General features: G+C 60.3%; 16 protein-coding genes, 1 pseudogene and 1 riboswitch. Of the genes and pseudogenes, 8 read left to right on the top strand and 9 right to left on the bottom strand.

Going from position 1 to position 19,202, the window contains the following annotated elements; all coding sequences use genetic code 11:
* Positions 1-54 precede the first annotated feature (54 nt).
* Complete coding sequence (locus WJU18_RS27185) at positions 55-1,047, top strand: P1 family peptidase (RefSeq protein ID WP_423457138.1); 993 nt, start codon at positions 55-57, stop codon at positions 1,045-1,047.
* Between the two features lie 135 nt (positions 1,048-1,182).
* Positions 1,183-2,607, top strand: coding sequence for a TAXI family TRAP transporter solute-binding subunit (locus tag WJU18_RS27180; protein WP_423457136.1), 1,425 nt, complete (start codon positions 1,183-1,185; stop codon positions 2,605-2,607).
* Between the two features lie 93 nt (positions 2,608-2,700).
* On the opposite strand, the gene WJU18_RS27175 is transcribed toward WJU18_RS27180, so the two are convergent.
* The 6 genes from WJU18_RS27175 to WJU18_RS27150 are packed head-to-tail and all read right to left on the bottom strand — an operon-like array spanning position 2,701 to position 9,102.
* Positions 2,701-3,507 carry an HAD family hydrolase gene (locus tag WJU18_RS27175; RefSeq protein WP_423457134.1) on the bottom strand — a complete coding sequence of 269 codons (807 nt, stop codon included), beginning with the start codon at positions 3,505-3,507 and terminating at the stop codon, positions 2,701-2,703.
* A gap of 3 nt (positions 3,508-3,510) precedes the next feature.
* Positions 3,511-3,912: a GtrA family protein gene (locus WJU18_RS27170; protein ID WP_423457132.1), complete on the bottom strand. Its 402-nt coding sequence runs from the start codon at positions 3,910-3,912 to the stop codon at positions 3,511-3,513.
* A 13-nt stretch (positions 3,913-3,925) separates the two neighbouring features.
* The gene (locus WJU18_RS27165; protein ID WP_423457130.1) at positions 3,926-4,897 is read right to left on the bottom strand and encodes a glycosyltransferase; all 972 of its coding nucleotides are present in this window, start codon (positions 4,895-4,897) and stop codon (positions 3,926-3,928) included.
* A 1-nt stretch (position 4,898) separates the two neighbouring features.
* The gene (locus WJU18_RS27160) at positions 4,899-5,255 is read right to left on the bottom strand and encodes an EamA family transporter (protein WP_423457128.1); all 357 of its coding nucleotides are present in this window, start codon (positions 5,253-5,255) and stop codon (positions 4,899-4,901) included.
* Between the two features lie 41 nt (positions 5,256-5,296).
* Positions 5,297-7,291, bottom strand: a complete 1,995-nt coding sequence (locus WJU18_RS27155; RefSeq protein WP_423457126.1) for a hypothetical protein — start codon at positions 7,289-7,291, stop codon at positions 5,297-5,299.
* Between the two features lie 14 nt (positions 7,292-7,305).
* Complete coding sequence (locus WJU18_RS27150) at positions 7,306-9,102, bottom strand: hypothetical protein (RefSeq protein ID WP_423457124.1); 1,797 nt, start codon at positions 9,100-9,102, stop codon at positions 7,306-7,308.
* Between the two features lie 650 nt (positions 9,103-9,752).
* Here WJU18_RS27150 and WJU18_RS27145 point away from each other — a divergent pair.
* A complete protein-coding gene (locus WJU18_RS27145) occupies positions 9,753-10,889 on the top strand; it encodes an acyltransferase family protein (protein WP_423457122.1) in 1,137 nt (378 codons plus the stop codon).
* Positions 10,890-11,097: 208 nt separating this feature from the next.
* Here WJU18_RS27145 and WJU18_RS27140 read toward each other — a convergent pair.
* Positions 11,098-11,430, bottom strand: a pseudogene (locus WJU18_RS27140) (peptide chain release factor 3); the annotation flags it as partial.
* A 13-nt stretch (positions 11,431-11,443) separates the two neighbouring features.
* Between WJU18_RS27140 and WJU18_RS27135 the strand changes: the two are divergent.
* Positions 11,444-12,571: an acyltransferase family protein gene (locus tag WJU18_RS27135; protein ID WP_423457120.1), complete on the top strand. Its 1,128-nt coding sequence runs from the start codon at positions 11,444-11,446 to the stop codon at positions 12,569-12,571.
* Positions 12,572-12,630: 59 nt separating this feature from the next.
* Here WJU18_RS27135 and WJU18_RS27130 read toward each other — a convergent pair whose 3' ends face one another.
* On the bottom strand, positions 12,631-14,256 hold the full coding sequence (locus WJU18_RS27130; RefSeq protein WP_423457119.1) for a peptide chain release factor 3: 1,626 nt from the start codon (positions 14,254-14,256) through the stop codon (positions 12,631-12,633).
* A 202-nt stretch (positions 14,257-14,458) separates the two neighbouring features.
* Positions 14,459-14,541, top strand: a riboswitch (S-adenosyl-L-homocysteine riboswitch).
* 72 nt (positions 14,542-14,613) lie between these two features.
* Here WJU18_RS27130 and ahcY point away from each other — a divergent pair.
* Genes ahcY through metF form a run of 3 tightly spaced genes read left to right on the top strand, consistent with a single transcriptional unit; the run spans position 14,614 to position 17,654 of the window.
* Positions 14,614-16,050 carry an adenosylhomocysteinase gene (gene ahcY / locus WJU18_RS27125; protein ID WP_423457117.1) on the top strand — a complete coding sequence of 479 codons (1,437 nt, stop codon included), beginning with the start codon at positions 14,614-14,616 and terminating at the stop codon, positions 16,048-16,050.
* 9 nt (positions 16,051-16,059) lie between these two features.
* The gene (locus WJU18_RS27120) at positions 16,060-16,833 is read left to right on the top strand and encodes a TlyA family RNA methyltransferase (RefSeq protein WP_423457116.1); all 774 of its coding nucleotides are present in this window, start codon (positions 16,060-16,062) and stop codon (positions 16,831-16,833) included.
* Positions 16,830-17,654 carry a methylenetetrahydrofolate reductase [NAD(P)H] gene (gene metF / locus WJU18_RS27115; RefSeq protein ID WP_423457115.1) on the top strand — a complete coding sequence of 275 codons (825 nt, stop codon included), beginning with the start codon at positions 16,830-16,832 and terminating at the stop codon, positions 17,652-17,654. Before WJU18_RS27120 ends, metF begins: the two co-directional genes overlap by 4 nt.
* Before the next feature lie 45 nt (positions 17,655-17,699).
* Here the strand turns inward: metF and WJU18_RS27110 are convergent, their stop codons facing one another.
* Positions 17,700-18,665 carry an alpha/beta fold hydrolase gene (locus WJU18_RS27110; RefSeq protein WP_423457114.1) on the bottom strand — a complete coding sequence of 322 codons (966 nt, stop codon included), beginning with the start codon at positions 18,663-18,665 and terminating at the stop codon, positions 17,700-17,702.
* Between the two features lie 69 nt (positions 18,666-18,734).
* Here WJU18_RS27110 and WJU18_RS27105 point away from each other — a divergent pair, with 69 nt between their 5' ends.
* Positions 18,735-19,145, top strand: a complete 411-nt coding sequence (locus WJU18_RS27105; RefSeq protein WP_423457113.1) for a DUF488 domain-containing protein — start codon at positions 18,735-18,737, stop codon at positions 19,143-19,145.
* The last annotated feature ends 57 nt before the right edge of the window (positions 19,146-19,202 follow it).

Here is a 19,202-nt window from a genome sequence, read left to right as displayed (position 1 = left end):
TTCTTCCTTCGTCAGAAGCTAACATTGCCGCTTGAGTTTCTTCAGGAACCCGGCATGCCTTCACACCACTCCACCTCCATCACCGACGTGCGCGGCATCGAGGTCGGCCACTTCACCGATACCCGCCGCCCCACGGGCTGCAGCGTGGTCATCGCGCGAACGGGCGCCGTCGGCGGAGTGGACGTGCGTGGCGCTGCGCCCGGCACGCGCGAGACCGATCTGCTCGATCCGGCCAACCTGGTCAATACCGTGCACGCCGTGCTGCTCTCGGGCGGTAGTGCCTTCGGACTGGATGCCGCCGGCGGCGTGATGCGCTGGCTTGACGAGCAGGGGATCGGCCTCGATGTCGGCGTGGCGCGCGTCCCCATCGTTCCTGGGGCCGTGCTCTTCGATCTGAATGTGGGCGATTCCCGCATCCGGCCCGATGCGGCGGCGGGCTACGCCGCATGCCAGGCCGCGGTTTCCACTGAGCCCGCGCAGGGCAGCGTGGGCGCCGGCACAGGGGCATGTATAGGCAAGATGTTCGGCATGAAATACGCCATGAAAGGCGGTATCGGCAGCGCCTCGGTCTGTGTGGGCGGTGTCACGGTGGGCGCGCTGATTGCGGTCAATGCATTGGGCGATGTGATGGACATGGAGAACGGCATCTTGCTGGCTGGCGCCCGTACGGAAGACGGCCACGCCCTACGCCATACCAACCGCGCCTTGTTGGCGGGCGAGCCGCCCTTGGCCATGCTGGCCGGCGCCAACACCACCATAGGCGTGATCGCCACGGATGCCACGCTCACCAAAGCGCAGGCTCAGCGTCTTGCCGGTGCCGGGCATGACGGGCTGGCACGCGCCATTCACCCGGTACACACCATGTCTGATGGCGATACGCTGTTCGCCCTGGGTACCGGCCATGTCGCGCATTCCCCCGGCTTCAACGTATTGGCCGTCATGGCCGCGGAGGTCGTGGCCCAAGCCTGTGCCAATGCCGTGCGCGCCGCGCAGGGGCTGCGGCTGGGCGATTTGTGGCTGCCGGCGGCTTCCGATCTAACTGCATGACTTGAGTGAAATGACGATGCGACCACCACTACCGTCATTCCCGCGTAGGCGGGAATCCAGCGACAGCGCTGGAATGAGGACCTCGATTCCCGCCTGCGGTGAAGCCTGCCATTTGGGAACGACGGGAAGTCCTGAATGAGCTCCTTGCGCCGTACCCTCCTCTTGTGGCTCCTGTCCTTGCGGGACATGCTCGCGTCCGCTGGCCCCGTGGCCATACTGGCCATCGGCCTGCTGGTCGCCGCGTACTGGTGGCTTGATCCCCAGCCGCCCAAGCGCGTGACGCTGGCCACTGGCCCTGCAGGCAGCGCTTATGCCGAGTTCGGCCAGCGCTACGCCGAAGCCCTGGCCAAAAACCGCATTACCGTGGATCTGATAACCACCCAGGGTTCACAGGCCAACCTGCAAGCGCTGCGCGCCGGCAAGGCCGATGTGGCCTTCGTGCGCGGTGGCAGCGCGGATACAGCCACTGACGGAGAGGCTGGCCTGGCCTCTCTGGGCAGCCTTTTCTACGAGCCGCTGTGGGTGTTCTACCGCAAGGATGCGTTGGCGCCGCCTTTGCCTCCTGCACCTCCCGAGCCGGTGGTCAAGTCCAAGGCGCCTGCCCCCAAGGCTGCTGCCTCGGAACCCGTGGCCAACGCAGAGCCTCCGGCATTGACCACATTCACCCAATTGAAGGGGCTGCGCGTCAACGTCGATCAACCCGGCAGCGGCGTGCCCAGCATCATGCGGCGCCTGCTCGCCGCCAACGGCCTCGAAGATGACGAGGCGGTCGTGCGCAGCCAATTGGCACCCGAAGCCGCCGCCGAGGCGCTGCAAGGCGGCCTGATCGATGTCATGGTGCTGGTCACCGCACCCGAATCACCGGTTATTGGCAAACTGCTGCACGCCCCCGGCATCGCGCTGATGGATGTGGCGCAGGCAGACGCCTACACGCGGCGCTTTCCGTTCCTGCAATCCATCACCTTGCCGCGCGGCGTGGTGGACCTCACTGCCGATGTGCCTGCCCATGACGTGAGCCTGCTGGCCACCACCACCTCATTGCTGACCCGGGAGGAAACCCACCCGGCGCTGCGCCAGCTGTTTGCCCAGGCGGCGCAAGGGCTGCACAGTGACGCAGGCTGGTTCAACCGCGCGCGCGATTTTCCCAACACGCGTACCAGCGAACTGCCGGTGAGCCCCGAGGGCGACCGTGCCATCAACGGCACTCCGCCATTCTGGCAACGCTACCTGCCGTTCTGGGCCAGCAATCTGCTGGAGCGCATGTGGCTGGTGATCGGCGGTTTGATCGTGTTGCTGTTGCCGCTCAGCCGCGTGGTGCCGCCGCTCTACACCTTTCGTGTGCGTCGGCGCGTATTTCGCTGGTATGCGCGCCTGCGCGACATTGAAGCCAAGCTGGAGAGCGGAGAGGGCGATCGGCACAAACTGCTCAACGAGCTGGACGAACTCGACCGCGTCGCCAACCAGATTGCCATCCCCCTTGCGCATGCCGAAGAGCTATATGCCCTGCGGCGCAATATAGACACCGTGCGGCAGTGGGCACTGGGGAAAAGCTCCCCTTGACGAGCTCATCCCTGGGACCGCCAAGCTCCAGCTTGGCATTCTCGAAATCAGCACCGCAGGTGGGCATTCATGCCCATGCGATAAACCTACCCCCTACAGCCGCCGATCCGCCAGCAGCGCCCGTGCCATCTCCGCGAACCCCGCTCCACGCTCTCCCTGCGTGATGTAGCGCGGCTTATGCCGCAACTCTGCTTCAAAGCGCCTGATGTTGGCTACCCCCACGCTTTGCGGCAGGTGCTGAAACATCACCTGGTCATTGGTCGAATCGCCCACATAAACCCAGCGGTCCACCTCGGCCGCCAGATCTCGGCCAAACAGCGTGCGCGTGATCCATCGAGCACCCTGCCATTTGTCATGTGAGCCGATCCACCCGTTCACATGGATACTGCTCACACTGGCATTGAGGCCCTCGCGCCGCATCACCGCCACGACCTCGGCAATCTGAGCCTCATTGAGATGAACAAACTCACTATGGTCAACGGCAATATCGGTTTCGCGGCCCGCCGAGTCCTGCGCCAGAACCGCGCCAGGCACTTCGCGCAGCACGCAGGCCGCCACATGCTGCAGGCGTGCGAAGTTGCCCGTACGCGTAGGCGCATCCGCTTGGTACAGCTTCTGTTGCTTCACCAGCGCCACCGCGCCGTTCTCCGCCACGATCGCGTCCACCGGCCAGCTCTGGGCAAATGGCTCGCTCCAGCCCACCGGCCGGCCCGTAATGGCAATCACGTGCAGGCCGGCCTGGTGCAAGTGGCCTAGTGCTTCCAGAGCGTCAGGCGTGATGGCACCTTCGCTTGTGAGCGTGTCGTCGATGTCGGTGAAAACGCCCAGTACGTGGCGCCAAGACCCAGCGGGACGTTGGGTCAGAGGGACCAAGCCTATTGAGGCATGCTGTGCTTGCACAAGTCACTCTCCATTCTTGTGGCGGTACAGCCACTGGCTGGCCCCCAGGTAGTTGACTGCCATGCCCGCCAAGCTTCCAGCCCCCACGTAAATAGCCAGCCACAGCGGCGTTTGGGAGAACCGCCAGGCCAAGAAGGAGTAGGTGGCCAGATTGACCAGACCGCCTCCCAGCATGAGCCCAAGGTACCGCAGATACTCCTGCCAGATGCCGACACCGGCAGACCGCCCGGCGAAGGATCGGTGGCGGTTGACCAGCCAGGTCGCTGTGGCGGCTGCCAGAAAAGAAGCCGCCCGCGCGCCATAAACGCCCAGCACATCCCGCAAAGCCGTCAGCACGGCAATATCCACGACGAGGCCTAGAATCCCCGCCACCCCGAACCACAGCAAGCTATGGCGAAGCGTCATGGCTGATCCGTCTTCAGGAATCGTCTGCCAGATCGACGGAGAGCGGCTCGGTTGGCACTCGTTCCACGTCATGGTGCAGGAAGGCGATCAAGAACTGAATGCCAATGATGAGTGGTAGCGCCGCCAGCATCACAGTGCCACTCGTGGCAGGCTGGCCAGTCGCATCGCTCATCGCCCAATGCATCAAACCAAAAATCGCACCCAGCAGGCACAAGAATACGCCGAGGATGCTGTAAAGGCTGCCCAGATTGAAATCGCGCAGCAGGTAGAGATAGACATAGCGCCTGAAGAACCGGGACACATGTTTGACCATGAATTCCGGCAGCACTTTGGAGACCTTCAGGCTTGATTCCTCGTCGGCGTATACCGAATCCATGGGCACGTCGCGCACTACCGCCCGAACGGTGTTGAGCCGATAGAGCATGTCGGTCTCGAAAAAGTAGCGCTTCTCGAGTTTATGCAACGGCAGCTCGCGCAACACGCTGGTATGAATGGCCGTGTAGCCATTGGTGGGGTCCATGATGGACCAGTACCCCGTGCTCAGCTTGTTGATGAATGAAAGCGCGGCGTTCCCGAACAGCCGTATCGGCGGCATGCCCCTTAGCGACTCGGGCCGGTAGAACCGGTTGCCCTTGGTGTAATCGGCCTTACCTCGCGCGATGGGGCGCACGAAATGCGGGATCAGAGCGGGATCCATCTGCCCATCGCCATCCACTTTGACGACAACATCCACAGGCTCTTCAAGCGACGCCCGATAGGCGCTGGCAATGGCCCCCCCGACGCCTTGATTCTCCTCATGAAAAATCACGCGCACACGCGGATCGTGGCACTCGCTCTGCACCAGCGCACCGCTGTTTTGTGGGCATTTGTCGTCTACGACATAGATGCGCTGCACCGAAGGCGGAATGGCGGCAATCACGCCCAGGATCTGGGCGCGGACCTTGTAGCAGGGAATGGCGACGGCAATGCGTAGTGAAGTGCTCATATCAGCCATGCCCCCCCACGGAAGCCAGCGTGACCCCTGCCAGGATCAGGGCGCCACCCGCCAGTGTCTGCCAGGTAATCGCTTCGCCCAGCATCATCCAACCCAAGACCGGCACGATCAGGAAGGCCAATCCCATGAACGGGTAGGCGATATGCAGCGGGGCATGGCGCAGCACCCAGATCCATACCAGCGTAGTGATGCCATACAACGCCAAGGCGGCAATGAGCCAGCCGTTGAAGACCCACTGTTGCCAGCTTGCAGCGTCGGCAATGGACTGCGCAGCTTTTTTGAAGAGCAGTTGTCCCAGCGAAATACCGAGGACGCAGAGGACGGTGATACTGGTAAGCAGCGGATTCATGGCAAAGATGGGAGTGGTCTGGCGACTGTTCCTGATGCCGATCAGTGAGGGTCGCGGCGAAGATACGGGTCGATAGGTTGATTTTGATGAATCAAGGCGCGTGCGGCTTCAGGCAGGGTCGACTTCAGTAGTTCGGCGCCAGCCCAGGTCACGATTGTGCCCGGTGGGCAGCTAAATGTAATGGACAGTTCGCCCGTTCCTGCAGGCCGGAGTTGATCGTTGCCGTGGATCGCGTAAGTATGCATGGCTCCGTCCAACTCTATGAAAAGTGCTGGTTCCGGCTCATACCAGTCTCGCGCCGGATAGGCCTTGGAGAAGGCCAACATCGCTTTTCTGCACGTGTTCGGAGTTTTTCCGGCAGGCGGGGTCACGGAAAAGCGCAATCGCCACATGGCGTCCATAACCTGGCTCGGTGCCAGAGCCTCGGGGGTTGTGACGTGCAGGGGCAGGTTCAATGTGGCCGGGTTGGTTTCCAACTGCCAACGAGTGCCATTTGATGATGTGGCTTGAGTGGCTCGGAGGGGACTCATGGAGGCCCGGTCCAGCAATACCGCAACTGGTCCTGGCCGATAGGGATCCATGCCCCAGGTTTCGTGGCTAAGTGAATACCGGGTCAGCGCAGACGGTATCCCTGCCAACACCAGCACGATGACAGCTTTTACGGCCAGCCAGAGGAGCCAGCGGGAAGCCGGCACACGGCTGGAGTTCGCAGTAGGTACCGGGCGCTGCAGCAGAATGGCAGTGCCAACGCCCGCCAATAACATTAGCCAAGGCTCCAGAAAAAAGGCGTTGTAGCGCGTGTTGTAGAGCACTGGAGTGAGCTGCAGTGCCATGCCGAATACTCCCAGCATTAACACGCTCAAGACGGCGAGCCTTGGTTGTTCCATTTCAGTAGAGCCCGGCAAACGAACGTCAGTGCCTATCGGTCGGCGAATGGCAGAAACTATCAAGACCAGCGCAGCCAATCCGATCACCAGCCATTCGAATGTTCTGATGCTTCGTAGCTTGTGGGACAGGCGCAATTCAGGCGTGCTGTACAGCAGCCAAGCCTTAAGTTTCTGAGCGAAGAAGGCGGCATTGTCTGGCAGGGATGTGCCTTCGATGATTCCAATCGCGACGCGAGCGTTGATTCGATCAGCCTCCAGGGTAAGAGGGTGTCCTTTGGTTTCGGGCGACACAGTCAGCGGTGTAATACTCGCATCGTAATTAAAGCCTGAATACACTGGCTCCAGCCCCGTTTTGAATGGACTGACGCCATAGTACAGGCCCGATCCAGCACCGGTCCCCATACCCCATACATCGAAGCACAAGCCGTTCTTGACAACAACGATTGCGGGAAGCGCCAGCGCTGCCAGGAGCGCTAGACATACCCGGCGATCGAGAGCGCGGGACAGCATGGCTCTGATGGACCCTGGTGATGGCTTCCAAGGAGCAGAGGCCGCCCACAGGCTTAGGCCTATGATCAAGACGCCGAGGGCAAATATCTGCAAGACAGGGCGTGAAAGCAAGGTGATCGCCAGTCCCAATGCGGCGACCCCAAGGGACAACCTTGGCCGTGTTCTCCTCACTGCGTACTCTACGCTTGCGGCAGTAAACAACATCAGCCCGAACAGGTAGATCGATTCGGTCAGAACTTGCGGGACGTAGGTCGCGAGATCAGGATGAAATGTCAGCAATGCAGTGGCGACAACGCCAGCCCACCAGCCCCCCAACAGCTTGGCGCTGCGCCACATCAGTAGGATGCAGGCGAGAAACAATACGCAATTGGCCAATTGAATGAGCGCCGGTTGCGTGCCCCAGATCGCGGGCCATATGTATCCCAGCGGCGCCACATAGTAGCTGGAAGGATCTGTGGTCAGAAATGTCCACGGATGCTCGATCAGTTTGCGCGCATTGGGTAGATAGGTCCAATACGCATCGCCATTGAGTTCGACTTCGGACGAGGGAAAGAACTGTATCAGCCGCTTAGTCGCCTTGACGAGCACGAATGCGAGCCAGGCTGCGGTAAGGAAATAGTGGAGTTGGCGCTTGCGCATCCGAAATGAAGGGCCTATTGGAGGGCTTGAATTGCACGATCTTTCACTCGGCGGCCGAGGCTGGCTTCGTAAAGGCCCATGCCTGAAAAGCGCGCCTCTGTGTTCGCCGTGCATTCAAAATCCAGACGCAGCTGATCGAGAGGTCCATGGGAGGCTGCATAGGCGAGCCCCCAAGCGAGATCTGGCTTGCCATTCCATTCGATCAAGCGAATGTAGGCGGTGCGTTCTTCCCCTCGTTGGTTGATGCCAGTCAGTAGGGCACGCGTGCAAGTACCGCTCATCTTGCCTACTTTCAGCTGAATCAACGTTGTGCCATCCAGGTCGCCAAATTTGCCATGCCACACAATCGAGAACCGTCCTTTAGGAGAGATCGCACCATCGCCTTGAAAAGGGGTGCCTTGCATGCCATCGACGGAAATGTCGGATGGCATTGCCGTTTGAAGGCGCTGGTGGGGCACCAAGTCCAGCCGAGGTAGGGCTGGTGCACTGTAACGTTGATGCCAGGCGCCAGCAAATACAGCCGTTGCAATGACGATGGCAATACCAGGGATCAGGCGCCTGCGTTGGCTTGCTTGCCATGCGAATCCGATTCCAATGGCCGCCAGCAGAGTGAGTGCTGTATCCAGGGCGCTAATGCTGTAACGCGGGTTGTAAAGCACTGGGATATGAACGACCCACTGGTAAAAAGCGGCTCCCGCGAGCACCCAAACGGCGGGATTGCGCCGGCCAAACCAAGCTCCACACATCGCCAGTATGAGCAATGCCACGCGCCAGACTCGGTCTATGTACCGACCCAGGTGGCTTTTGCTGAAAAAAAGCAAAGTGGCCGCTTTGTGGGCGTACATCTCAGCGAGAGTAAGCGCAGGCAAAGTGGTGAGAATGGTTTTCGTTGCGGCCATAAGCCGGGCATCACCTGCTATCGACAGGTGTCCCAGATCATCAGTAACGTTGTTGCTATCGTGAATGAGGCCGAAGAAAGGCGGCTCCTGACCCTGAAGCATGGGATTGCTGCCGAAATACAAGGCTGCACCAGCACCGGTGGCGATGGCAGGCTTATCAAACTCGCTCGCATTCCAAGCTATGTAGCCGCCAACACAGGTCAAGGCAATCAGGTGCATCCAGATCAACTTGCGCCAGATCTGGCGTTGTCCCGGGAGCCATAAATACGCTATCGCGCAAGCAAAAGCGATAGCGGGTATCCAGTACATGTATGTGGCGCGGGTGAGCGTAGCTAGCGCAAGGGCTGCGCCAGCGACCCAAAGCGATATGCCTGCTGCTTTGGCTGGTGTATCAGAGGACAGGCTCCGGGCGCAGGCCCAAAACCATAGCGCTACCAGAAATAAGAACGGCGGCTCCACCATCGGCCAGACGCTCAAGGTAATCAGGGTTGGCGACAGTGCGCATAGCCAAGCGGCTGATGCAGCCGCCAATGGCCCGCTTATGCGTCGCGCTGCATCAAAAAGCAATGCGACAGCGGCAAGGGCTAGTGCTAGATTCCATGATTTGATGGTAACAATATCGGCTCCCGCCAGCGCCATGTAGACGAATGCACCTGGGGCGGTGCGGAGTACGTCGGGGTTGTGCCAGAAGGCGAGCGGCGCTTCCAGCAACCGGCGTGCCAACGGTAGATAGGTGTGCTCGGTATCGAACGGTATAGCCGGATCGGCGAGCGTCGGTATGGCACGCGCTGCATAAATGATCAGCGGCAAAATCAGGCCAGCCACAATCCAGCGCAGTGCCGGAGCCTGCCGCTGTCCGGTGAACGTTAAGGTCGTCATGGGCGCTGGCGTCAATGAGCTGGATTGGCCCATGGCGCTAATTTCATAGGCCCTTGCCGCCACCGGGAGTGAACTCGCAGGGGACGGGTAGAGTGCCCCGAGGGTGGCATGCACGGTTGCAGTCGTTTACCGTGCAACAGGCTCTCAATGACGACAGTTGCGAACATATCAGGCGAGAAAAAACCAAAAGGCGAAATTGTGGATGCGATGGTGCAGCGCGGACTTCTTCCACGTTTGCTGGGTAAGGCTGATGCAGACTAGCTGTAAATTGGCATATGAAACCTGAGCAATCGATTTTAAGTTAGCAGGCTATTGCAGCGAGTGCGCCGTATCGTGGCTCCACCCCTGCATGGCGAGGCTGAGGTAAATCCTCGAGGTCAAAGTGCGAAGAGCAAGACGGAATCTGGTCGGCATCAGTACGACTATGCTACTGTTCAACGATACCTTGAACATGGCCACGCTCGCCACGGATGCTATTTCGCGGAAAGCTTGCTCGGGAGCTCAGGCTAAATCTCGAATTGCTGGTGAGATTGTTTTTTTGCCGGTCTTCTCTTGGGGGACGGCACACGAACTTTTTGCATGGTGAGCGTAAAGATCCTGTGAAACGACCAAATTCAGGTCGCTTCAAGTTTTTATTGGTACTGGTGCTGGTCGGCGAAAATTAGAAGGTTAGAGGGGCGATTTTGGTTATCAAGAACATCCAATCTTTGCGATTTGTGGCTGCATTCATGGTGCTGATGCACCATACGCTGCCACCGAACGTGCATCCTGCTCACTATGCGCGCATTCCAGAGGCTATTACAGAGCTCTCGATGTATGGCTTCAGTGGAGTGGATATTTTCTTCGTCATCAGCGGCTTCATCATGGCGCAAACGGCCCGGCAGAGTCATGGAGGAGTGCTGGCCGGACTTGAATTTATCGTCAGACGATTTCTTAGGATCTATACCGGATACTGGCCCGCTTTCTTTCTTATCCTGTTTCTCAGTATTTGGTTGGGAATTTTTCAGGGACCGGAAATTAGCCGCTGGGCTTCATTTTTTTTGTTGCCGCAAGAAAAGTATTTGCTGAACGTAGCATGGACGCTCACCTATGAATTGCTTTTCTATCTTCTGATTGGCGGCATCCTGTGCTTGACCAGCCGTCGAGCCATGGCAGTTATTTCCGGGTTGTTTATTCTCTTGGCTCTGTACGTGTTAGTGCGTCATCAGCAAGGTTTTTATCGGGCGGACAATTCGACCCAGTGGCGGCTGGTTTTTGACACTTTCCTGACTTCTCCGCTCATTCTTGAGTTCATGGCAGGCTATCTGCTCAATGGGTTCCTGCAGCGTTTTCCTCGGCAGCGCCTGCTGTTCTGGTTCCCGTTTGCCATGGTGATGACCGCCGCCAGCGTGTATACGCAGAAATGGGGTGGACTCCAAGGGGTTGGAATGGCAGCCTACCTGTATTACCCAGAACGTGCTTTGCTGTTTGGTAGTGCGGCCTTGGGATGGGTTGCAGTGGCTGTCATCGTCCCTGAAGGCCGCTCATGGTTTTTCCGGCTGACGCAGAAGCTGGGGGACGCCTCATACGCGCTGTATCTGCTGCACATCCCCCTTCTTGTCATTCTGTATGGGCTGCTGTTTCCTCGCTTGGGTGGACTGCTGTGGATTGGCGGCGGCAAACTGTCGCTGCTACTTTATGTCAGTACATGCATTGCTATGTCGTGGGTGTATTTCCGTTTGATCGAAATACCACTGCATCAATGGTCGCGCTGGTTCGTGACACGCCTCTTCCACAGGCGCAATATGGGGCGCTCTTCTGTAAGCCAAGCGCCTCAGTAAACCTAAAGGCTGATCAGATTCCTGTTTGCAATGCCAACCCGCATGCTTCCGCAGCGGATGGAAGTGAAGGCTGCCCTCCAGGCGTACTTCGCAGTCATATTTGGCACCTGGCAGCATGTTGCCGCCCGCTTCAGGCCTGAAGGCCTGAATGACGCCTTCCTTGCACAACCGCAGCAAGCCTTGCTACAGCTGCTTGGTACGCCGGATTCTTGAGCACTACGCCAGAGAAACCCTCATCGCTCGCCTGGATGATTTTCTCGACGGGTTGCTTGTTCACCAGCAGAGAGCTCTTGCGCGGGCCGGGAGAGGGCGACATGTCGACCACCGCGTCCAGCACTTCCATCACACCGAAGTTGTCCGCGCCGGAGCAGAAGAACACGGGGGTGAGCTTGCCTGCCAAGAAGGCCTTGTGATCCTATTCGGCGGAGGCGCCCACGGCCAACTCCATGCTTTCCATGGCGTCGTCGAAGGCCTGGCCGGAGCGTACGCGCAGCTTGTCGGCGTCGAGGTGGCTGATGATGGTAAAGGTGTGGCGGCGCTGGATTTCAGCGGCGATGGACAAAACGACTTCCGGTGAAAAACGAAGAGGTAGGGAAGGTTATGGTGCCCAAAATGAGAAAGATGGTATTTTTGGGCAAGTCGCTTTTGCCCCTCTGACGGTTTCCCCCATATTCCTTATGCAGCTGCTTTCGCACAAAGACAACAATTTCGATTTCCTACGGATAGCAGCTGCTTTCGGCGTGCTGGTGAGCCATCAGTTCTCGCTGACGGGCAGGCCGGAACCCGTGATGCTGGGAGTCAGTCTCGGTGGTTTTTGCGTACTGGTCTTTTTTGCGATCAGTGGTTTCCTGGTGGCTGGCAGCTGGATGCATGATCCGAGTGCGTGGCGTTTTGCCGTAAGGCGCTTGCTGCGTATTTGGCCGGGCTTGCTGGTCGCTTGCGTCTTGGTGGTGCTGGTGCTTGGCCCCATGGTTAGTCAACTTGGCCTGCGAGAGTACTTCGCTTCTCCATTAACTTGGAACTACCTGTCGCAGTTGAGTTTTTGGGAATTCAAGAGTCAACTGCCAGGTGTTTTTGCCGGCAATCCCATCTCAGAGAGCGCCAACGGTTCGCTTTGGACGATTCCCTTCGAGATCCGGTGCTATCTGGCGCTGATGGTCGTCGGCGTGCTGGGTCTGATGCGCCGAAATTTTTTGCTGCCATTGGCGTTCGTTGTATTCGCGATCTGGTTTTTCTTTTTGTTCAAAACCGGGTATGACCAGCCAATCCGGATGCAGTTGCAGATGGGAGTTGTGTTTTTCTGCGCAGCTGCCATGTACCAACTGCGCGCTCTGTGGCAATCCCGGCGCCCTTGGATCTGGCTCGCCGCCATAGCGGCCATCTTGCTTCTTTGGCATGGCGGCATGCCCGAGATCGCCTACACCTTGGGCGTACCTGTGATCGCCGTGCTGTTTGGAACCGGCTCATTGCCGGTCCTGAAGCGCGCAGGGCGCTTCGGCGACGTGTCCTACGGACTCTACATCTACGCCTACCCTGTGCAGCAGACGGTGATCTGGCTGAGCGACAACCGCTTGCCTTTCGGTTGGGGGCTGGGCCTGGCTACGCTGATCACCACCATCCTGGCGTGGTTCTCGTGGAAGCTGATTGAGCAACCTGCGTTGCGGCTCAAGAATCGGCTTTGAGGAGCAGCGCCGTACCGGTGATGCTGCGTGCGGAAGGCGCTCCCTAGCTTCTTAAGCTATTAGCTGGACTGCAGCGCCAACCCCGCATGCTCCCGCAGCGGATGGAAATGGATCTTCGGAAACCGCTCCTGCGCCAGCCGCACGTCATAGGGGCTGGTGCATAGATAAGCCAGCGTGTCTGCTGCATCCCTTGCCATGCGCAGCGGGTAGGCGTTCTCGAACTGGCGTAACTCGGCAGGCGTATCAGCGGTGATCCAGCGCGCTCCCGTGTATTGGCAGCCTTCCAGGCGTACTTCGCAGTCGTATTCGGTGCCCAGGCGGTGCTGCACCACTTCGAACTGCAGTTGGCCCACCGCACCCAACAGCATGTTGCCGCCAGCTTCAGGCCTGAAAACCTGAATGGCGCCTTCCTCGCCCAACTGCAGCAAGCCTTGCTGCAACTGCTTGGTGCGCAACGGATTCTTGAGCACCACGGTCATGAACATCTCGGGTGCGAAGAAGGGCAGGCCGGTGAACTGCAGGTTGGCGCCATCGGTGATGGTGTCGCCCAGTTGCACGCCGCCGTGCGTCGTGAAACCGATGATGTCGCCCGCATAGGCTTCTTCCACCGCTTCGCGGCGCTGGCTCATGAAAGTGACCACGCTGGTGGGGCGCAGTTCCTTGGCGGTGCGCTGCACTTTCATCCGCATGCCGGGCTTGTATTGGCCAGAGGCCACGCGCACGAAGGCGATGCGGTCGCGGTGGTTGGCGTCCATGTTGGCCTGCACCTTGAAGACCACGCCCGAGAAACCTTCATCGCTCGGTTGGATGATTTTCTCGACGGGTTGCTTGTTCACCAGCAGCGAGCTCTTGCGCGGGCCGGGAGAGGGCGACATGTCGACCACCGCGTCCAGCACTTCCATCACACCGAAGTTGTTCACGCCGGAGCCGAAGAACACGGGGGTGAGCTTGCCGGCGAGGAAGGCCTCATGGTCCCATTCGGCGGAGGCGCCCACGGCCAGCTCCATGCTTTCCATGGCGTCGTCGAAGGCTTGGCCGAAGCGCGCGCGCAGCTTGTCGGCGTCGCTCAAGGGAATGACCTCGAAATCCTGGGGGCGCTTTTCGCTGCCGGACTGGAAGACCGTCATGCTCTTGGTGCGCAGGTTGATGATGCCGCCGAAGGTCTTGCCCTGGCCCACCGGCCAGGTAATGGGGCAGCAGGGCATGCCTAGTTCGCGCTCCACTTCGTCCATGATGTCCAGCGGATCGCGTACTTCGCGGTCCATCTTGTTGACGAAGGTGATGATGGGGGTGTCGCGTTGGCGGCATACTTCAATCAGCCTGCGCGTCTGCGCTTCCACACCATTGGCGGCGTCGATCACCATCAGGGCCGAATCCACGGCGGTGAGCACGCGGTAGGTGTCTTCGGAGAAGTCCTTGTGGCCGGGCGTGTCGAGCAGGTTGATGACGTGCTCGCGGTAGACCATCTGCATCACGGAAGATGCCACCGAGATGCCGCGCTGCTTCTCGATTTCCATCCAGTCGCTGGTGGCATGCCGGCTGGCCTTGCGCGCTTTCACGCTGCCGGCGATCTGGATCGCGCCGGAGAACAGCAGCAGTTTCTCGGTCAGCGTGGTCTTGCCGGCGTCGGGGTGGCTGATGATGGCAAAGGTGCGGCGGCGCCGGGTTTCAGAGGCGATGGACAAAACGGTTTCCGGTGAAAAGCGAAGAGGTGCGACAGGCCATGGCGTCGCGCCAGGAAAAAGGGGTATTTTCGGGCAAATTCGCCCATATTTCTTCCGAAAGGCCAGGGCCGAGGGAAGCAACCGGAATCCGGCTGGGGCAGGCAACCGGTGTTGCCCCCCGCACACACTGCACCAAACCTCGCGCCCTCTTCTATAATCGCGGCATTCCGAGGAGCGTTGCAGCGCCTGCTTTCATTGCCAGGCGTGAGGCTCGGAAACCTGTCTTTGCAACGACGCTCATCCACTACAAGCAGTGCGGTGAGCTTTTTCATGCTCTGTCTTGCCAGTGGTTCAACACAAGTTGGTTTTGGAGCCACCATGAACGCACGCCTGAAGAACCCCGTAGCCGCTGATAGCGCCATTGCAGACATCCAGCTGGCCGCCTGGGGCCGCAAGGAAATCAAGATCGCTGAAACGGAAATGCCCGGCCTGATGGCCATCCGTGAGGAATTTGCCAAATCCAAGCCCTTGAAAGGCGCCCGCATTGCCGGCAGCCTGCACATGACGATCCAGACCGCGGTGCTGATCGAGACGCTGCAAGCGCTGGGCGCCCAGGTGCGCTGGGCCTCCTGCAACATTTTCAGCACCCAGGATCACGCGGCGGCAGCCATTGCCGCGGGCGGCACCCCGGTGTTCGCCATCAAGGGCGAAACGCTGAAGGATTACTGGGATTACACCCACCGCATCTTCGATTTCGGCAAGAAAGGCGCCAAGGGCGAAGGCCCAAACATGATCCTGGACGATGGCGGCGATGCCACGCTGCTGATGCACCTGGGCAAGCAGGCCGAGACCGATCCCAAGGTGATCGCCAATCCGAAGAGCGAGGAAGAAAAAGTCCTGTTCGCGGCTATTAAGGCCAAGCTCAAGGTAGATGCCACCTGGTACAGCCGCAAGAGCGCCGAAATCCTGGGCGTGACCGAGGAAACCACCACGGGCGTGCATCGCCTGAAGGAAATGTCGGCTAAGGGCACGCTGATGTTCCGTGCCATCAACGTCAACGACTCCGTCACCAAATCCAAGTTTGACAACCTCTACGGCTGCCGCGAGTCGCTGGTGGACGGCATCAAGCGCGCCACCGATGTGATGGTGGCCGGCAAGATCGCCGTGGTGTGCGGTTATGGCGACGTGGGCAAGGGCTCGGCGCAAGCGCTGCGCGCCCTTTCTGCACAGGTCTGGGTGACTGAAGTCGATCCCATCTGCGCGTTGCAGGCCGCCATGGAAGGCTACCGTGTGGTCACGATGGAAGATGCGGCGCCTCTGGCCGACATCTTCGTGACCTGCACGGGGAACAAGGACGTCATTACCTTCAAGCACATGAAGGCCATGAAGGATCAGGCCATCGTCTGCAACATCGGGCATTTCGACAATGAGATCGACGTGGCCAGCCTGGAGGAAAAGTGCCAGTGGGAAGAAATCAAGCCGCAGGTGGATCACGTGATCTTCAAGGGCGGCAAGCGGATCATCCTGTTGGCTAAGGGGCGCCTGGTGAACCTGGGCTGCGGCACGGGCCACCCGAGCTACGTGATGTCGTCTTCCTTCGCCAACCAGACCATCGCGCAGATCGAGCTGTTCGCTCACTCGAAGAACTACGAAGTGGGGCAGGTCTACGTGCTGCCGAAGCATCTGGATGAGAAGGTGGCACGCTTGCAACTGGCCAAGCTGAACGCCAAGCTCACGGAATTGTCGAGCGCGCAGGCGGCCTACATCGGCGTGTCCAAGGCTGGCCCGTACAAGCCCGACACCTACCGTTATTGAGCCCTGTTCATGCGGGCCGACCAACTTCTCGTTGAGCGCGGCCTGGCCGCCAGCCGCAGCCAGGCACAGCGCCTGATTGCGGCGGGCGGGCGTTGGCGTGCCCGCCATGGGTGGCGGCCGCTGGGCAAGAGCGATGACTTGCCTCTGGACGCCGAGATCGAGTTGCTCGATGTCGCGGAGGCGCGCTACGTTTCTCGTGGCGGGTTGAAGCTGGAAGGCGCCTTGCGCCAGGCCGCGCTGGATATCCAATCCTGGCATTGCCTGGATGTCGGCCAATCCACGGGCGGTTTTACAGATTGCCTGCTGGCGCAGGGCGCCGCGCACGTGGTGGGGGTAGACGTGGGCCATGGCCAACTGCACCCCAGGCTGCGTGCCGACCCTCGCGTGCAGGGCCTCGAAGGCATGAACGCCAGGGATTTGAGCGCGCCAAGCTTGACGGCCGCGGGCGTGGCTTCCACCAGCTTCGATCTCGTGACAGGCGATTTGTCTTTCATATCGCTCACGCTGGTGCTGCCCGCGCTGGTGCCGCTGCTTGCGCCAGGTGGCGCGTTGCTGATGCTGGTCAAGCCGCAGTTCGAACTGCAGCCGGGGCAGTTGGGCAAGGGCGGCATCGTGCGCGATGCGGCGCTTTATCCGCTCGTGGAGCAACGATTACGCGAGGCCTGCGCCAAGGCCGGGCTGGCTGTCGCAGGCTGGTTCGGTAGCCCCATTGCGGGCGGCGACGGCAACCGCGAATTCTTTATTTACGCCGTTTCGGCACCCCCTATACCGATTGCATCATGAGCCTTTCCCTGAGCCTGGAGTTTTTTCCTCCCAAGACCCCCGAGGGCGCCGAGAAGCTGCGCGCTACCCGGCAGCAGTTGTATGCGCTCAAACCCGAGTTCTGTTCCGTGACTTTCGGCGCAGGCGGATCCACGCAAGAGGGCACCTTGGGTACCGTGCGCGAGATCATTGGCGAAGGCGTACCCGGCGTGCCGCATCTCTCGTGCATCGGCCAGACGCGTGACTCGATCCGCGAGCGCCTTGCGGGCTATCGGGCCGCCGGTATTCAGCGCGTGGTGGCGCTGCGCGGCGATCTGCCCAGCGGCTACGGCCTGGGCGGGGAGTTCCGTTATGCCAGCGATCTGGTGGAGTTCATTCGCGCCGAGACTGGCGATGCCTTCAAGGTCGCGGTGGCGGCATATCCTGAGGTGCACCCCCAGGCCAGGTCGCCTCAGGCCGATCTGGAGGCCTTCGAGGCCAAGGTGAAGGCGGGGGCAGACGTGGGCATCACTCAGTATTTCTTCAACGCGGACGCCTATTTCCGGTACGTGGAGGAGTTGCGCCAGCGTGGTGTCGAGACGCCGATCGTGCCTGGGATCATGCCGATCAGCAATTCCACACAGCTGTTGCGTTTCTCCGACGCATGCGGCGCGGAGGTGCCGAGGTGGATTCGCATGCGCCTGCAGTCGTTCGGCGACGATGTGGCGTCCATCAAGGACTTTGGGGCCGATGTCGTTGCCAATCTGTGCCAGCAGTTGACAGCGGGTGGCGCGCCGGCACTGCATATCTACACCATGAATCAGTCAGCGGCGGTACTGGAGCTGATGAAGCGGGTGGGGTAGGGCGGAGCTTGGTCGGGGCGGGTTTGAAACCCGCTCGTACGGCATTCAATTTCCCAGAAAACCCTTAATCTCCCCGGCAATCCACGCGGGCTGCTCATGCACCACCCAGTGCGTGGCCCTCTCGATGCGTGTCAGCTTGAGCCGTGGCACCCATTGCTCCAGCCCGTCAAGCAACTCGGGCGGCAACGCGCTGTCCTGCATGGCCCATAGCACCAGTGTTGGAATCGTGACCGTGAAAGCCTCGGGCGGCAGTTCGATACTGGCCGCTGCGGGGTCGTTTTCACGCGGCGGGCGAAGGGGCGAGGCCCGGTAGTAGTTCAGCCCGCCCGTCAGGCCGGCACCAGGCGAAGAGCCATCGCCGCTCCATACCGCGCGGTATTGGGCGCGCAGGGCGTCTGTCATCCAGCCGGCGCCATCGGGCAAAGAGGCGGGCGCGCTGGGCGCCGTAGTGCCAGAAGCGCCCATGGAATCGAAGAATGGCCACAGCCGGGCGAAATCGTTGGCGGCCAGCAGGCGCTCCGCGTCGGGGCGGATAAGAAAGTTCATGTACGCGCTGGCGGCTTGCTGCGTGGGACTGCTCTTGAGACCGCGCAGAAAGGTTTGCGGATGCGGCGAGTTGATGATTACCAGGCGCTGCATCAACTCCGGCCGCGCGCTGGCCAGGTTCCACGCCAGCGCGCCGCCCCAGTCGTGAGCGATCAGGCAGGCCAGTTGCCCGCCTTCACCGCACTCCTGGGCGATCAAGGCAGCCACGTCCTCCATCAGGAATTTCGGGCGGTAGGCGGCTGGCTCAGGCGGTGCGCTGGATTTTTCGTAGCCGCGCAGATTGGGGGCCACACAGCGGTAGCCGCCATGTTCGGGCTGCGCAAAGTGTTCCAGCAGGTCATCCCACGCAAACGCCGCTTCGGGAAAACCATGCAGAAAAAGCAACACGGGCCGGCCGCGCGTGCCGGTGCTCCGGCAGCTCAGGCGCATGCCCTGGGGGAGTTCGGCTATCCAGGTGTCGATCATGGATTCTGCGTTGTGCAATGGGTGATGACTTTGCTATCGTAGGATGGTTTTCTAAAGAAGGGGAGCCGCATGAGCATCCGAATTGTCCGCCTGGGGACACCGCGTACCGAGGACGAAGGCGTGAGGATCGGCACCGTCAGGCGGCCGCCGCGTGGGGTGCCGAAGGCCCAGTTTGCCAGCGGCAACTGGTATGACGTGTGGTATCCCAATCTTTCGCCCAGCATTGAGAACATGAAGCTGGCGCTTTCCACGCACGATGAGCCGGATGCTGCCAAGGCCACGAAGGATTGGGCTTTGTTCACCCGGCTGTTCCGCCGCGAGATGGCCGAGCCGGATGCCGCGCGCACGCTGGATGTGCTGGCGGCGCTATCGCATGGCGCGAATTTCTCGGTAGGGTGCTATTGCGCCGATGAGGCCCGTTGCCACCGTTCGATCTTGCGGGCGTTGCTGGTGGAGCGTGGGGCGGATGTGGCGAGTTGACGAGCGGAGTTCGTAGGTTGGGCTGACGAAGGAAGCCCAACAGGCCGCGGTGAAATG

It is taken from the genome of Ottowia sp. VDI28 (assembly GCF_049532675.1).
GTDB lineage: Bacteria > Pseudomonadota > Gammaproteobacteria > Burkholderiales > Burkholderiaceae_C > Ottowia.
The sequence above is the reverse complement of the archived record's forward strand: the minus strand, read 5'-3'. Positions and strand labels throughout refer to the sequence as shown.